This is a genomic window from Euzebya rosea (assembly GCF_003073135.1).
Lineage (GTDB): Bacteria > Actinomycetota > Nitriliruptoria > Euzebyales > Euzebyaceae > Euzebya > Euzebya rosea.
In genome coordinates this window covers 96,599-112,325 of sequence record NZ_PGDQ01000011.1, presented here as the reverse complement: position 1 = coordinate 112,325, position 15,727 = coordinate 96,599, and the positions used below count along the sequence as shown (strand labels likewise).

The following is a 15,727-nucleotide window of genomic DNA, read 5'->3' as shown; positions in this document are numbered from 1 at the left end:
CGTGGGACGACAGCCCGCCGTGGACCGGCCGGACGCCTCGATCCTAGAACGGTGCAACCGAGGGTGCGAAGGGGATTTTCGGGACGTGTTGCAGCGGTGTTGCAGACGGATGGGAGGGGAGCGGTCGCAGGCGAGACCGGCGGACCCGTCAGGCACAGTCCCGGCAGCCGGGTCGTCGGGGCCCGGGAGACTGGAGCTGCCGTGGCCGTCCTGCGCACCGACCTGCCCCCTGCCCTCGCCGCCATGGGGCGTCGCATGCCGCCCAGCGCATCGGTGGTGGTCGCCGGCCGCACCCTCGTCGAGGTCGACGGCCCCGGGCCCGTCCGGCTGGGTTCCAACGTCAGCGGGGTCCTGCTGGTCGTCGTCGTGAACGCGCTGGCCGAGCAGGGCCTCCTGTCGCTGGGGACGACGATCGGGGAGTGCGTCGCACGACGAGTGCTCCCCGGCGACGCCGACCCGGACTGGACCGTCGCCTCGCTGCTGTCCGCGGTCGCGGACCCCGCGGCCACGCCGATGTCGACGTGTGCCAGCAGCCTGCTCGGTCGGGTGGCTGCGGCCGTGTCGGGGCAGCGCCTGCGACGCGTGGTCACCGAGACCGTCACCGAACCCCTCGGCATGACGTCCACCCGCTGGGACCGGGGGTGGACCTCCAGCGCCACCGACCTGGCCCGACTCGCCGGGTCGGCGGAATGGGCCGCCGCCCGCGACCGCACCGGATGGCTGCCCGAGCCCGGCACCGCCCGCCACGGGGCGGACGACCTCGCCGTCGCAGGCCTGTGGCGCAACGACGCGATGGACGTCTCGCTGGGGTACTGCGGGGACGGTCGCGCCCTGCTGGCGGTGCTCGACCACCTCTGCGCCTGACCCCGGGACTGCCCATGCGGTTGCAGCCGATGGTGGGGCGGTTGCACCGCCGTTGCAGCCGCCAACCGGCTGCCGAACCGGGGGTCGTCGCTCCATACGGTCCCCCACGTCGCCATCCGAGCCGGCCTGCACCGCCCGGCCGGAGGGCGACGCCAAGCCCCCAGCGAAACCCCTCACCACCTGGAGCCACCGTGTCCGTCGACCGTCCCTTCCGCAGGCCAGCCCTCGTCCTCGTCGTGCTGGCCTCGCTCGCCGGCGCCTGCAGCACCGACGGTCCCGGCATCGCCGAGGCCATCGCGACCGTGGAGGGTTCTCCCAGCGCACCGGTCACGGCGACCGAGCCGGCCGTCACCGCCGATCCGGCCACACCGGACGCACCCACCGACGACGTCGACAAGCCGTCCGTGCCGATCGCCCCCGACGCGTCCGTGGCCACCAGTCCACCGGCACCACCGGCGACCCTGCCACCGGCACCCGTCGCCCCGCCGCAGGAACCGACCGTCTTCATGTCGGAGGTCCCCATGACCACCGGCGCCGACCTGCCGCCCTACGACACCTACGTCACGGTCATCGACGACACCGGCCGCATCTCCGTTGACGTGCCGACCGACTGGGTCGACGTCGACGGCACGCCGGTCACCGTCAGCGGCACCACCGTCGCCGACATCCGGGCCAGCAACGACCTGGCGGCGTTCGCCAGCACCTGGACCACCCCCGGCGTGATCGTGTCGGCCGGCGACGTCCCCGGCGTCACCCCCGAGCAGATCCTCGACGACGAACGCACCACCCTCGGATCCACCTGCACCTTCCAGGATCGCGAGCCCTACACCGACGGCCTGTACGTCGGGTCCTTCGACACCTACACCGCCTGCGGCGGCACCACGGCGGTCTACGTCGTCATCGCCGCACGCCCGGCCGACGGCAGCGACCCGATCGTCGAGGTCCAGGTCCAGGTCAACGCCGAACGCGACATCCAGGCCCTCGACCGGATCGTGGCGTCCTTCGTCGCCATCTAGGCGCCCGACCCCGTCCCCAGCAGCGCATCGACTCCCCCCAACGACACCACCGCCAAGGAGCACCTCACCATGACCCCGCACGACCACTTCAACGCCCTCGTCGCCCTCGAGCGCCCCATCGCGACCCTCAACGACGGGCGCGGTGCCGACCCTCCCCGGCGCGTCCACCAGGCCAGGTCGCCTCGCCGCCACCGTCGTGTCGGCCTCGGCGCGGCCATGCTCGTCACCGTCCTCGCGGCCTTCGTACTGGTGACCATCCCCTCCACGTCACGCGCCCAGGTCCCGGGCGTGGACTGGACCAGCCTTCCCGCCGAACCGGTCGACCTGACCGGCGGCTGGGCCGGCGCGGCCTGCGACGGCGACGGTCCCTTCCTCTGCACCACCCTCGACGGCACCGACCAGGGCATCGTCGAGCACCTCGAATGGCTGCTGGAGGAGGGTGACCTCGCCGCCGACCTCGACGCCGGCATCCCGGTCCGCCAGGCGCTGGCCGCCGAGGCCGCCCGATTCCACGAGACCATCCGCACCGACCGCGGAAGCGTCTGCCCGGACATGGCCTACATCGCCGAACCCACCGTCGGCGCGACGGTCGCCGGTCTCGACGGCATCCGCTACGGCTTCGAGATGGTCGTCGGCGAGCGTGTCGTGGAGCAGGTCATCGGCTTCATGACGGTCCGCCAGGCCACCCACGGTGCCGTCGTCGACGTCGTCGCCGCGACGGAGATCAACGACGGTGCCTGCGTCGACGACGAGGGCCTCCAGCCCTTCCGCGACGGCAGCCTGTCCGAGATCGACCCGATCCTCGCCCAGGTGGTCGCGCGGTCCAGCTTCGGCCCGGGCAGCCGGCCCGTCCCCGAGCTGGCCGACGACCTCACCATCCCGCTCGGTGACCGTGTTGCCGTCTCGGTGGCCATGTCCCAGCTGGCCCACCCCGAGGACGGCGGCACCGAGGCCGTTCTGATCGCCCGTGACGACCAGTTCGCCGACGCCCTGGCCTCCGGCGGCCTGCAGGGGGCGCTGGACGCCCCGCTGCTGCTGACCGGCCCCGACCACCTCGACGAGCGCGTCGCCGCGGAGATCGGCCGCCTCGGCGCGGTCCGAGCGATCGTGCTCGGCGGCGAGTCCGCGGTGCCCGAACAGATCGCCACCGAGCTGCGCGGCCTCGCGCTCACCGTCGAGCGTGTCGGCGGGTCGGACCGCATCGCCACCGCACTCGCCATCGCCGACATGATCGGCCCCCGGGTCGAGCAGGTCGTGCTCGTCCGTGCCCACGGCCACGAGTCCGACCCCAGCCGTGCCTGGGCCGACGCCCTGGCCGCCGGCGCCACCGCCGCAGGGCTCGAGGCACCGGTCCTGCTGACCACCGAGGACGTGCTCGACCCGCGGGTCGCCACCTGGTTGCAGGCCGAAACCATGGACAACGGGCTGCAGTCGGTGCTCGTCGCCGGGGGCGAGGCGGCGGTCGACCGCCCCGTGCTCCAGGAGATCGTGGAGATCGGGCTCGGCGTCGACCGTGCCAGCGGCGCGGACCGGACCGAGACGGCGCTGCAGCTCAACCGGCGTCGGGGCATGGCCTCGGCCGAGCTGGTCGACACGGTCATCGTCGTCGACGGCAGCGACTGGGCCGGTGGAATGACCGCGGCGCTGGCGTCCGACGCGCTGGTGGCCCCCGTGGTGCTGACCGGCACGACGATGCCGGCGACCACCGCGGCCTTCCTCGGCGAGGCCGATGTCGCCGTCGTCTGCGTTGCCCGCGCAGCGGCGTGCCGGTGAGCGACCCGGTTCGGTCGGCCCGACGCGGGCAGGACCACCAGGCCTGCAGGTGAGGGCAGGGGTCACCGGCAGCCGGTCCACGGTTGCTGGCGGCCGTCCCCGCCTCATCGCAGAAACGCGGCCGGATCCGAGGGGGATCCGGCCGCGTGGGGGTGTGGCGGCGTTGCGGGCGACGCCACGGAGTGGACTGGTCCGCTACCCGACCCAGGTGATCCGGGGGGTGTGGACCGCGCTGACGCCTCGGCAGGCGCCGCAGCGGTAGTAGGTCAGCCATCCGTCGCTGACGGTGTGGCGGGACATGCGGGTGCCGGCGGTGGCCTGGGTGCAGGCGGTGCAGCGGGCGGTGGCGATCGTGGGCACGGTTGGCTCCGTTTCGGCTCTGGTGGAGAAGTGACCTCAGCGTGCCTCGCTCGTGCGATCATGTCACCTGAATGGTTCTGAACATACCGATCGGTAGATCCGATGGAACTGCGTGACCTCCGCACCTTCCTCGCCTGCGCTCGCCTGCAGCACTTCACCCGGGCAGCCGAGGAGCTGGCCTACGCCCAGTCCACGGTGACCGCCCAGATCCGGTCGCTTGAGAAGGAGCTGGACGTTCCGCTGTTCGACCGGGTCGGTCGGGGGGTCGTGCTGACCCCGGCGGGGGACCGGCTCGCGACCTACGCGCGGCGCATCGTGGACCTCGTCGAGGAGGCCAGCGCCACCGTGGCCTTCGTCGGGGCGCAGCCGCACGGCGACCTGACCATCTCCGCCACCGAGACCCTGTCGACGTTCCAGCTGCCCGACGTCCTGCGCGAGTTCCAGCGACGCTTCCCCGACGTGCGGCTGTTCCTGCGCCCGCACGACCCCGCCGACCTCGTCAGCCGGGTGGTCGAGGGCGACTCGGCGGCCGCCATCACCCTCGACCGGCCGATCGCCCACCCCGACCTCGCCACCGAGACCCTGCGGGAGGAGGCGGTGTGGCTGCTGGCCCCGCCCGACCACCCGCTGGCCGGACGCCGGCGAGTCCGCGCCGCCGACCTCGCGCCGTTCCGCCTCCTCCTCAGCGAGCTCGACGTCTCCTACGGCGGCGCCTTCATCGAGCGGTTGGCCGCCGACGGCGTCGTGCCGATCGACCCCATGGAGTTCTCCTCGGTCGCGGCGATCAAGCAGTGCGTGCGGGTCGGGATGGGGCTGACGGCGCTGCCGGCCTTCGCCAGCGCCGAGGAGGTCGACGCCGGCCAGCTCGTCGTGCTGCCCTTCGAGTGCCCCTCGGTGAGGGTGCAGCTGCTGTGGCACCGCCATCGGTGGATGCCCCCGGCGGCCGAAGCGCTGCTGGAGCTGACCCGCGAGCTGCTCGGCCAGGGAGATCCTCGGTCGGCTGCTGCCCCGCTGCGCTGATTCCTTCGGGCGAGCTGCGGGGGGTCCTCGGTCGGCTGCTGCCCCGCTGTCTTTCCGGGCGGGGCAGCCGAGACGCCTCCCTGCGAGCCTCCTCGCGAGCTGCGGGGGGTCCTCGGTCGGCTGCTGCCCCGCTGTCTTTCCGGGCGGGGCAGCCGAGACGCCTCCCTGCGGGCCTCCTCGCGAGCTGCGGGGGGTCCTCGGTCGGCTGCTGCCCCGCTAGATTCGGGAGGGCCATGATCACCTTGCTGTCCCCCGCCAAGTCCCTCGACTACGAGACGCCGCTGCCGACCCGCAAGCACTCCGAGCCGCGGATGCTGGATCGGTCGCAGGAGCTGATCGACGTCATGCGTCGCAAGTCGCCCGACGAGGTCGCCCGGCTGATGAGCATCTCCGACGACCTCGCCGCGCTGAACGTGCAGCGGTACCAGGACTTCACCGTGCCGTTCACACGCGACAACGCCCGCCCGGCGGTCCTGGCGTTCACCGGTGACGTCTACATGGGGATGGATCCCCGGGGGCGGTTCGGCGAACGCGACTACACCGAGGCGCAGAAGACCGTGCGGATCCTGTCGGGGCTGTACGGGGTGCTGCGGCCGCTGGACCTGATGCAGGCCTATCGGCTGGAGATGGGCACCAAGCTGACGACCGACCGTGGCGACACGCTGTACGACTTCTGGGGCGGCGAGATCACCGACGTGCTCAACGCCGACCTCGCCGAGTCGCCGGGGCCCGAGGCCGTCGTCAACCTCGCCTCCAACGAGTACTTCGGCGCCGTCGACACCGACCGGCTGGAGGGTCGGCTGATCAGCCCCCGCTTCCTCGACGAGGGCAAGGACGGCAGCTACCGGATCGTCTCGTTCTTCGCCAAGCGAGCGAGGGGTGAGATGGCCGCTTGGCTGGTCACCAACCGCGTCCGGTCGATGAAGGCGATCCAGGAGTTCGACGTGGCGGGCTACCGCTACGACCCCGACCGCTCCACCAGCGACGAGCCCACCTTCATCCGCCCGGCCCAGTAATCCGCGTGTCGGGTAACGGGCCGCCCGTCGTGATCACCCGACAAGCGCGGCGTGGTGTGCGCCGGGACGTCGACCTCCGGTGAGGGTGTCAGGCGGTCGGCGTGGCACGGAGCTGCATCGCGACGAACCCGGCCACCACCGCGGCCTGCGCCAGCACGACGGCCACGCCGAGGCCGGTCAGGTCCCAGGCGCCCAGGACGACCGCGCCGACGCTGGCCAGCACCCAGCCGCCGTTGGCAAGGCCGATCCGGCGAACCCAGCCGGCGGTCCGGGGCAACATCCGGGCCACCACGGCCAGCTCGGCGGCGTAGGCCAGCATGAAGATGCCCAAGCCGAGCAGCCAGCCCGACGAAATGCCGAGGGGCTCGGCGAGGGCAGCGTTGCCGGCGGCAAGCAGCAGGCCGGTGGCGCCGGAGCCGACGGCGTCGACCAGCAGCGCACGGGACTGGACGGACTGGCGGGAGGCAGGGGAGGAGATGGCGGTCACGGGAGGACCCCTTTCACGGTCGGGTGAGGGATGACGCCACCGACGATGGGGCCGGCCGGTCATGGCGTCGATTACCTCCCGGGTAATGGCCGACCGGCCGTGCGCGAGCCTACGGTCAGGGACCATGACCGGTTCCACCGCTGGCCCCATGACCACACCGACCCCGCCCACCCCGACCGTCGGCGTGCTCCTGCGCCAGTGGCGTGGCCATCGGCGGCGCAGCCAGATGGACCTCGCCCTGGACGTCGGGGTGTCGACCCGACACCTCAGCTTCATCGAGACGGGCCGGGCCAACCCCTCGGCGGAGGTCGTGCTGGCGCTCGCCGAGGGGCTGGACGTCCCGCTCCGCGAGCGCAACCACCTGCTGCTCGCCGCCGGCTACGCACCGCGCTACGAGGAGACCCCGCTGGACGCCCCCGCCATGGCCCGGGCACGGGACGCGGTGCAGCGGATCCTCGACGCGCACGACCCCTATCCGGGCGTCGTGCTGGACCGACGCTGGGACGTCGTGGCCGCCAACGCCGGCGCCCTGGCCCTGATCGACGGGGTGGCCCCGGAGCTGGCCGCGCCCACCCTCAACGTCTTCCGCGTCAGCCTGCACCCCGACGGCCTGGCCGCCCGCACCCGCAACTTCGAGGAGTGGGGCAGCTACCTGGTGTGGCAGCTCGAGCGCCAGCTGGCGTTGTCCGGTGACGAGTCGCTGGCCGCCCTGCTGGAGGAGGTGCGCACCTACCCCAACGTCGCCGCGCTCCCCCGGCGCACACCCGAGTCCGACCCGGCGCTGGTCCTGACCGTCGACATCGCCGATCCCGACCTGTCGTTCTTCACGACGCTGACGACGTTCGGAACACCACGCGACATCACCCTCGACGAGCTGATGATCGAGCTGTTCTATCCGGCCGACGACGCCACCGCCCGACACCTCGGACGGCAGGGCATCGCCGCGCGATCGGCGGAGACCTAGTCTTCGGCCATGGCCGCTGAACACGAGGTCAAGCTGGACCTCCACCCCACCGTCGAGCTGGGGGATCCGGTGTCGGACATCGAGGGCGCCGACGTCGAGCACGTCGACCCGGTCCGGCTGCGCGCGACGTACTTCGACACCGCCGACCTGCGGCTGATCCGGGCCGGGGCGACGGTGCGGTACCGGCCGGAGGCCGACAGCGACCCGTGGCAGGTCAAGCACCCCATCGGCGACGCCGACACCGACGGCATCGTGCGCGACGAGCGTGCCTACCCGGGCAACGACGAGGGCCCGCCGGCAGCCGTCACCAGCGCCGTGGCCGCGCTCACCCGCGGGGCACCGCTGGTCCCGGTCGCCACCCTCCTGACGGAACGGACTCGCGTGCGGGTGCACGCCGACGGGCAGGTGGCCGTGGAGGTCACCGACGACGACGTCGAGGCGCACGTCGACGGCCGGCTCGTTGCCCGGTTCCGCGAGCTGGAGGTCGAGGGCGACCACGACCGGATCCGCCGAGAGGTGGTGGACCGACTGGTCGACGCAGGGGCCTCACGGTCCGGCAACCGGCCCAAGCTGGTCCGGGCCCTCGGGCCGGCAGCCGAGGCCCCGCCCGACCTGGTCGTGCCCGAGCTGCCCACACCGAGCACGCGCGTGCCGGTGGTCGACGTGGTGTCGCGGGCGATGCTCGTGGACCTCGACCGGATGATCCGCTTCGACCCGGGCACGAGGCTGGGCGAGGACGTCGAGGCGTTGCACCAGATGCGCGTCGCCACCCGCCGGTTGCGGACGACCCTGCGGACCTACCGTCCGGTCCTGGACCGCGAATGGGCCGACAGCCTTCGTGACGACCTCCGACCCCTCGCGGCAGCCCTGGGGGCGGTCCGGGACCTGGACGTGCTGGTCGCGCGGGTCGAGACCGACCTGGCTGCCCTCGACCCGGCCGATGCGGTGGCTGGCCCGGAGCTCTGCGCCCTGCTCCAGCTGCGTCGTGACCGGGCCCGCGGGGTCCTGCTCGAGCAGCTGGAGGGCCCCGGCTACGGGGAGCTGCTCGATCGGTTGCTGGCCGCGGCGACCACCCCCCGTGTGCTGGAGCCCGACGCGCCCGCCGGGCCGACCCTCGCCCCGCTGGTCAGGCAGGCCTGGAAGGGCGTGCGCCGCGCCGTTGCGGCGGGCGACGACCAGCCCGCCGACGACCAGCACCCCGACGACCACCTGCACGACGTCCGGCTGCGCACCAAGCGCCTGCGATACGCCGCCGACGCGGTCCAGCCGGCGCTCGGCCAGCCCGCCGCGGACCTGTCGAGGGCTGCTGGCCGTGTCCAGGACGTGCTGGGGGCCTGGCAGGACGCCGTCGTGGCCATCGAGATGTTCCGGACGCTGCGGGACGAGGTCGATCCCGGCGTGGCCTACCTGCTCGGGGTGCTGGCCGCCCGTGCGGGGCGTCGGCGTGATCGCGCCGCTGGCCGTTGGCCGGCGGCGTGGCGACGCCTGCGCCGCCACCGGAAGCGGATCTGACGTACCGGACTCACCCGGCAGGGGCGGTGATGGCCCGAAGCGCGCGGACGTGTGCGTCGAACGCCGTCCGACCGGCCGACGTCAGGGACAACCAGGTCAGCCGCCGTGCGTCGCGTCGTTGCTCGGACGCGGCCTTGTCGGCGACGACGTAGCCGGCGGTGGCCAGGGTCTTGAGGTGCTTGGAGAGGGTCGCGTCGGAGACGTCGAGGGTGTCGCGCAGCACGGCGAACTCCAGCCGGTCGACCGGCCGGAGCAGCCCGCAGATCCGCAGCCGCACAGGGGCGTGGATCGTCTCGTCGAACGCCGCCTCAGCCACGACGCAGGCTCTGGACGGCCGAGCGGTAGGCAACCCCGGCAAGCCAGGTCGTGGCGACGAAGCCGACCAGGCTGGTGAGCGCGACCGCCCACTGCAGGCCGAAGGACACCAGCCCGAGCGACACGCTGAACAGCAGCGTGCAGGTCGCCACGATGCCCCCGACCGCCCAGCGAGCCGAGGCGCCCATCGTGGAGAACCGGATGCCGGTCTCGCGACGGATCAGGTGGAGGACGACGAAGACCGCGCCGAGGGCCAGCCAGATCGAGGTCGGCGGTTCGTAGTCCGCGCCGGGGGTGGTGAAGGCCGCGGCGCCGACCCACCATGCTCCGACCCCGCCGAGGCCGGCGAGCAGGTTCCACGGGACGTGGGTGCGATCGGCGAGGCGGTGACGATCTGCCTCCAGCATCGCCAGCGCGTCCGTGGCCTCGTCGTGGGACGGTCGTGACGGGTACGGCCCGTCGAGTTCGTTTTCCATGTCGGAAAGCGTATGAGTGAGTTTCCGGTTTCGCAAGTGATCGTGACCAGTCAGGACGGGCCATCCGAAAGATGGTCCGAAAAGTGAAGCGTCGCAGCGACGTCCTGTCGTACATTGCGACGGTCACGCTCCATTGGGGGGGCGTCCGTCCGAATGGGGTTGTCATGCTGCGCCGACTTGCGTCGATCCTGCCGGTCCTCCTGGTGCTCGGGATGCTGGCGCCACCGGCACGGGCCGCCTACCCGGGGGCCAACGGGGTCATCGCCTTCGAACGTGGGGGCGACATCTGGGTGGTCGACGCCGACGGCAGCAACCCCCGCAACGTCACCAACACCCCGACCAACGTCGAGAAGCACCCCGTCGTCTCGCCGGACGGCACCCGGATCGCCTACACCCGCACCGAGATCTACGACGAGATCTGGACGTCCACCATCGACGGCACCCAGGTCACGGAGGTCTCCAACCCGATCGGCCACGAGGTGCTCGGCAGCGCCGAACAGCCGACCTGGTCCCCGGACGGGACCGAGATCGCCTTCCAGGGCTACCACGGCGCCGAGGGACGGTTCGTCCTGTGGGTCGCCGACGCCAACGGCGGGGGTGGGTTCCCCCTGACGACCGGCTACACCACCGAGCAGGCCGACTGGGGCGTGCACGGCGAGATCGTCGTCCGCGTCGCCGGCGACTTCTACGCCGTGGACGCCAACACCGGCACCGAGCGCATCCTGATCCGCTACGAGGACGCCCCCGACGGCCCCGAGCTCGTCGATGACCCCGAGTGGTCGCCGGACGGCAGCCGCATCGTCTTCACCTGCGACACCGGCATGTGCTCGGCCTCGTCGACCGGGACGGACTGGCAGCGCCTGACCGAGGTCGGGGTCACCACCCACCCGCAGTACTCACCCGACGGACGCTTCGTCATCTACGCGGGCACCGGACCGGGGACCAGCAGCGGCGACTACGACATCTGGCGCATCCCCGCCGCCGGGGTGGCCGCGGGCCAGCCCGAGCGTGTGACGTCCGGTCCGGCCACCGACCGCTTCCCGGACTGGGGGGCCGCAGGAGGTGGCGCGCCGACGCCGACCCCGCCCCCCGCACCCACCCCGCCGGGGCCGACGACCCCGCCGGTCGTGGCGTTCGACGACGACCCGGCGACGACCGCCGTCATCGAGCGGGGTGAACCCGTCGGGGCCGCGATCGAGATCGCCAGGGCCAGGTTCGCCGATGCCAACGGGTTCGCGCAGGCCGGCGCCCGCGCCCAGTGGGTGGTCCTGTCGCGCGACGACACCTTCCCCGACTCCCTGGCCGGGGCGGCGCTGACCGCCGGTGGCCCGATGCTCTTCACCAACAGCCAGGCCATGACCCCCTCGACGCAGGCAGAGATCCAGCGGGTCCTGGGTGGGCAGGGCACCGTCTTCCTGCTGGGTGGCACCGGCGCGATCAGCGCCGACATCGAGTCCCAGCTGCGCTCGGCGGGCTACGACGTCCGACGCCTGGCAGGTCCCTCCCGCGTCGAGACCGCGCTCGCCGTGGCCACGGAGGTCCGGGCCCGCTTCGCCGACAACGGCACGGTGCTGATCGCCCGCGCCTCCGGACCGGCCGACAACCCGACCGCCGGGTGGGCCGACAGCGTCAGCGGCGGGGCCATCGCAGCGTACGGCGGCGTGCCGATCATCATCACCCCGACCGACAGCATCCATCCGGCGGTCGCCGCGTGGCTGCAGGCCGACGCCCCGACCCGCTCGGTCCTGCTCGGTGGCACCGCAGCCCTGTCCGCGGCCGTCGAGCAGGGCGTGCCGGGTCCCCTTCGCGTCGCCGGGGCCGACCGCACCGCCACGGCGGCGGCCATCGCCGCGGAGCTGTGGCCCGACGAGGAAGGTCGCGAGTTCGTGGTCGTCAACGGGTTCCGTCCCGACGGCTGGGCGTTCGGGCTGGCTGCGGCCGGGATCGCGTCGGACGCCGAGGCCCCCGTGGTGATCGTCGGGGACCAGGTCTCCCCGGCGACGGCCGGGCTCGTGTCGGCCTGTGGTGCCCCTGCAGTGGACCTGCTGCTGGTCGGCGACAGCACCATCATCAGCCGAGGGGTGGCCGACGAGCTCGACCGCCTCGACGGGGCGGGCTGCGACACCGGTGGCACACCGCCGCCGGGCGATGGCGGGGGGTCGGGCGGCACCCCGCCTCCCAGCAACGGCGGTGGGTCGGGCGGGGCCGGGCAGGTCGGTCGCTGGGCGGCCGAACCGCGCTCGCTCGTCGCCGAGCTGGAGTTCACCTACGACGGCGCCACGATCAGCGACGTCGACGGCACCCTCCTGTGGTACTGCGACGGTTCGTCCTACTCGACCTACACCACCTTCTACCCGGAGGGACAGCCGATCCCCGTGAGCGGGGGGTCGTGGACCGTCGACAACGAGTACAACGACGGACAGGGCAACACCTACCGCGAGCAGTGGACGGGCACGTTCACCAGCGCGACGACGGTGGAGGGCACCCTCAGCTACTCCGTCGCCGGCAACGGGTCGTACTGCGTCACCGGTGACGTGCAGTGGTCGGGTTCGCCGGCCTGACCAGAGAGGAGGCCCGGGCCGAGGACCGGCCCGGGTCAGTGCGTGTGGTCGTGTTCGCCGTAGCGGTGGACGTGGCCGTGGTGGCCGTGCACGTCCTCCAGCAGGGTCCCGCCCTCGAGGTCCACCAGTCGGCTGCCGTACCCCTCGCGCAGCACCTCGGGGACCAGCACCTCCGCCGGCGTGCCGGCCGCCACGACGTGGCCGGCCAGCAGCACGACGTGGTCGGCGCGCTGCGCGTCGGCCAGGTCGTGGGTGGTCAGCAGGATCGTCCGACCAGCCGCCTTCTCGACGGTGATGGCCTGCAGGATGAGCTGCTGCGAGGGCAGGTCGAGCCCCGTCACGGGCTCGTCCAGCAGCAGCACCTCGGCATCCTGCGCCAGGCCCTGCGCGACCAGGACACGCTGGCGCTGCCCGCCGGAGAGGGTGCTCAGGTGGCGGTCGGCCAGGTGGTCGACCTCCATGCGCGTCATCGCACGGTCGACCGCGTCGCGGTCCTCGCGGGTCAACCAGCGGAGGCCCCGACGGTGGGCGTAGCGGGCCATCGTGACGACCTCGCGGACGGTCACGGGCAGCAGCCGGTTGGACTCGGTCTGCTGGGGCACGTACGCCAGCCGAGGGCCCAGGCGACGGGGCGACTGGTCCAGCACCGTCACCGTGCCCGCGGCTGGCTGCAGCAGGCCCGACACCGCACCGAGCAGCGTGGACTTGCCGGACCCGTTGGGGCCGATCAGCGCCGTGACCGCGCCGATCGGCAGGTCGAGGTGGACGTCGTCCAGCGCGATCGCGTTCCCGTAGGCCACGCGAACCCCGGACATGTGGATCGCCGTGCTCACCCGCCGGAGACTATCGGGGTCGTCACCTCGCTGGGGATGACCACGGCTCGTTGCTGCAGCATGCTGCCCAGCGCCACGACGGGAACGGGACGGTCGAACAGCCACCCCTGCGCATGGTCGCACCCGGCGTCCTGCGCGATGACCAGGTCGGCTTCGGTCTCCACCCCCTCCGCGACGACCACCGCACCGAGCGCGTGCCCCAGCATCGTCACCGACTCCATCACGGTGGTGCTGGCCGTCTCGGGGCTCTCGCGCGACATCCGCAGCAACGACATGTCGATCTTCAGGACGTCCAGCGGGAACCGCATCAGCTGCCCGATCGAGGACTCGCCCTTGCCGAAGTCGTCGGCTGCCAGACGGAACCCCTCCGCACGGAGCGCTTCGAGGGACCGAACCGCGTCGGCGTCCAGCAGGACCGACTCGGTGACCTCCAGCACCACGCGGCTGGTCGGCACATCCGCCTCCTGCACGTCGTCGGCGAACTGCGTGGCCACGTCCGGGTGGCGCAGCTGGGCGCCGGAGACGTTGACGCTCAGGCTCCATCCGTCGCCGTAGCGCACGTCGTTGAGGTGGTCGGCCAGCTCCCGGCAGGCGATCCGCAGCACCTGCCGGCCGAGGTCGTCGATCAGCCCGGTCTCCTCGGCGATGGGGATGAACTCCGCCGGGCTGATCGGCCCTCGCTGGGGGTGGTCCCAGCGCGCCAGCGCCTCGAGGGAGGCCAAGCGGCCGGTGAGCGTGGACACGATCGGCTGGTAGGCCACGCGGATCTGGTCGGTCCCGATCGCATCGCGCAGGTCGGCCTCCAGCTGGAGGCGGTCGTCGGCCTGCGTGCGCATGCTCGGCACGAAGCTGTGCGCACGGCCCCGGCCCGCGGCCTTGGCGGCGTAGGTGGCGGCGTCGGCACACGCGATGAGGTCGGCCTGTTCAAGTCCCGGCTCGGACACCGCGACCCCCACCGAACAGGTGGTGTAGAAGCGCCGGTCACCGACGACGAACGGCTCGGCGATGGTGTCCAGCAGCCGCCCTGCCTCCGCCTCGACGGCGTCGGCGTCCAGTCCCTCCAGCAGCAGCACGAACTCGTCGCCACCGAACCGGGCCACGACGCATCCGGGGAACGTCCGTCGCAGGCGGGTGGCCACGGCCTGCAGCAGGCGGTCGCCGGTCAGGTGACCCAACGAATCGTTGACCAGCTTGAACCGGTCGAGGTCGAGCATGACCACCGCGCAGGGTCCGCCCTGTGTCAGCGTGCGGGCCAGGTGCTGCTCGAAGGCCATCCGGTTGGCGAGCCCCGTCAACGGGTCGCCGAACGCCAGGCTCTGCAGGGTCTGCTCGGCCCGCTTGGCGGCGGAGATGTCCTGGACCTGCACCGAGCGGAGCAGCCCGCCCTCACCGTCGTCGAGGGTTGCGACCGACTGCAGCACGAACAGCGGGTCACCGTCGACGGTGCGGTACTCCGCCTCCTGCACCCGACCCCGGACGGTGTCGTCGGTGCTGCTGATCGCCTCCTCCACCAGCCCTGCGCTGTCGGCGCTCGCGAAGTCGGTCAGCCGGACCTCGACGAGCTGTGCGGGCGTCAGCCCCAGCAGGTCGCCCAGCGCGTCGTTGGCGCGCACGATCTCGCCGGTGGAGCGGACCAGGGCCATGCCGACCGGCGACTGCTCGAAGGCCACGCGGAACCGGTCGTCGCTGGCGCCGAGCCGTCCCGCCAGCTCCGAGGCCAGGACCGTGACCGCGTCGTGGTGCAGCTCGAAGGCGTCGCTCAGGCGACGGACCTCGAGGCTGGAGCGCCGCAGCGACGACAGGTCCTCGCCGAGTCGCGGGATCGGTTCGCCGTCGCGGATGGACTCCAGGACCCGTGGGATCTCCTCGGTTCCGGACTGCTCGACCACGCTGGACAACGTGGCCAGGTCCCGCATCATCCGGCGGGTCAGCAGCGCGCCGATCAGGGCGGCGAGCACCGAGACGACGACGGTCACGAGGATCGTCTGCCGTCGCGCCGCCTGCTGGCGCTCGAGGACCTGCTGGTTGTTGAGGGTGACCTGGATCGTCCCGAGGGTGATGCCGTCGTAGGCGATCGGCTGGTTGATCCGGATCGCCCCGTCGTCGGCTCGGCTGATGTTGTTCACGACGAAGTCGCCGAGGTCGCCATGACGGTCCAGGTGCACGACCGAGTTCTCGTCGATCGGGCCGGCGAGGGCGGCGGGGACGAGCCGGATGTCCTCGACCGCCGCCTCGTCCCGGAGGCGGTCGAGCAGCTCCCCGATGTCCAGGGTGCCCGTGTCCTCCAGCTGGGCGGCCATGTCGGCCGCGACCCCCTCCCCGATGGTCCGGGCCCCGGTCAGCACCAGCTCCTGATACGCCTCGTCCTGCTGGGTGATCCAGAACCAGGAGAGGACGCTTGCGACGAGGGCCACGACGAACGCCATCGCGAGCATGACCTGACGCTGCAGGCCCAGGGTTGGCCGGCGGGACTGCGCGTCGGGCGTTGCATGGGACATGTCCCCGGGAAGATCGGCACCGCGTGTCCCGA

At 72.6% G+C, this 15,727-nt stretch carries 14 protein-coding genes; 8 read left to right on the top strand and 6 right to left on the bottom strand.

Annotation, left to right across the window (positions count from 1 at the left end; all coding sequences use genetic code 11):
* Positions 1-201: 201 nt before the first annotated feature.
* From CUC05_RS15620 to CUC05_RS15610, 3 genes are all read left to right on the top strand, one after another.
* Positions 202-864, top strand: a complete 663-nt coding sequence (locus tag CUC05_RS15620; RefSeq protein WP_108667052.1) for a serine hydrolase — start codon at positions 202-204, stop codon at positions 862-864.
* Positions 865-1,055: 191 nt separating this feature from the next.
* A complete protein-coding gene (locus CUC05_RS15615) occupies positions 1,056-1,880 on the top strand; it encodes a hypothetical protein (protein WP_108667051.1) in 825 nt (274 codons plus the stop codon).
* A gap of 69 nt (positions 1,881-1,949) precedes the next feature.
* Positions 1,950-3,653, top strand: a complete 1,704-nt coding sequence (locus CUC05_RS15610) for a cell wall-binding repeat-containing protein (protein WP_108667050.1) — start codon at positions 1,950-1,952, stop codon at positions 3,651-3,653.
* Positions 3,654-3,848: 195 nt separating this feature from the next.
* On the opposite strand, the gene CUC05_RS24765 is transcribed toward CUC05_RS15610, so the two are convergent.
* The gene (locus CUC05_RS24765) at positions 3,849-4,013 is read right to left on the bottom strand and encodes a hypothetical protein (RefSeq protein WP_157965622.1); all 165 of its coding nucleotides are present in this window, start codon (positions 4,011-4,013) and stop codon (positions 3,849-3,851) included.
* Between the two features lie 102 nt (positions 4,014-4,115).
* On the opposite strand from CUC05_RS24765, the gene CUC05_RS15605 reads away from it, so the two are divergent.
* A complete protein-coding gene (locus CUC05_RS15605; RefSeq protein WP_108667049.1) occupies positions 4,116-5,033 on the top strand; it encodes a LysR family transcriptional regulator in 918 nt (305 codons plus the stop codon).
* A 233-nt stretch (positions 5,034-5,266) separates the two neighbouring features.
* A complete protein-coding gene (gene yaaA, locus CUC05_RS15600; protein ID WP_108667048.1) occupies positions 5,267-6,049 on the top strand; it encodes a peroxide stress protein YaaA in 783 nt (260 codons plus the stop codon).
* 88 nt (positions 6,050-6,137) lie between these two features.
* Here the strand turns inward: yaaA and CUC05_RS15595 are convergent, their stop codons facing one another.
* Complete coding sequence (locus CUC05_RS15595) at positions 6,138-6,536, bottom strand: hypothetical protein (RefSeq protein ID WP_108667047.1); 399 nt, start codon at positions 6,534-6,536, stop codon at positions 6,138-6,140.
* 124 nt (positions 6,537-6,660) lie between these two features.
* On the opposite strand from CUC05_RS15595, the gene CUC05_RS15590 reads away from it, so the two are divergent.
* Both CUC05_RS15590 and CUC05_RS15585 read left to right on the top strand, forming a co-directional pair.
* A complete protein-coding gene (locus tag CUC05_RS15590; protein ID WP_205712368.1) occupies positions 6,661-7,500 on the top strand; it encodes a helix-turn-helix domain-containing protein in 840 nt (279 codons plus the stop codon).
* A 9-nt stretch (positions 7,501-7,509) separates the two neighbouring features.
* Positions 7,510-9,012 (top strand): CYTH and CHAD domain-containing protein, encoded by a 1,503-nt coding sequence (locus tag CUC05_RS15585; RefSeq protein ID WP_108667046.1) that lies wholly within the window; start codon positions 7,510-7,512, stop codon positions 9,010-9,012.
* Between the two features lie 10 nt (positions 9,013-9,022).
* On the opposite strand, the gene CUC05_RS15580 is transcribed toward CUC05_RS15585, so the two are convergent.
* Both CUC05_RS15580 and CUC05_RS15575 read right to left on the bottom strand, forming a co-directional pair.
* Positions 9,023-9,328, bottom strand: a complete 306-nt coding sequence (locus tag CUC05_RS15580; RefSeq protein WP_108667045.1) for a transcriptional regulator — start codon at positions 9,326-9,328, stop codon at positions 9,023-9,025.
* On the bottom strand, positions 9,321-9,803 hold the full coding sequence (locus tag CUC05_RS15575) for a hypothetical protein (protein WP_205712367.1): 483 nt from the start codon (positions 9,801-9,803) through the stop codon (positions 9,321-9,323). The genes CUC05_RS15580 and CUC05_RS15575 overlap by 8 nt, the downstream gene beginning before the upstream one ends.
* 164 nt (positions 9,804-9,967) lie before the next feature.
* Between CUC05_RS15575 and CUC05_RS15570 the strand changes: the two genes are divergently transcribed.
* Positions 9,968-12,364 carry a cell wall-binding repeat-containing protein gene (locus CUC05_RS15570; protein WP_170128030.1) on the top strand — a complete coding sequence of 799 codons (2,397 nt, stop codon included), beginning with the start codon at positions 9,968-9,970 and terminating at the stop codon, positions 12,362-12,364.
* 35 nt (positions 12,365-12,399) lie between these two features.
* Here the strand turns inward: CUC05_RS15570 and aztA are convergent, their stop codons facing one another.
* Positions 12,400-13,197 (bottom strand): zinc ABC transporter ATP-binding protein AztA, encoded by a 798-nt coding sequence (aztA, locus tag CUC05_RS15565; protein ID WP_205712366.1) that lies wholly within the window; start codon positions 13,195-13,197, stop codon positions 12,400-12,402.
* Complete coding sequence (locus CUC05_RS15560; protein WP_108667043.1) at positions 13,194-15,695, bottom strand: putative bifunctional diguanylate cyclase/phosphodiesterase; 2,502 nt, start codon at positions 15,693-15,695, stop codon at positions 13,194-13,196. The genes aztA and CUC05_RS15560 overlap by 4 nt, the downstream gene beginning before the upstream one ends.
* Between the last annotated feature and the right edge of the window lie 32 nt (positions 15,696-15,727).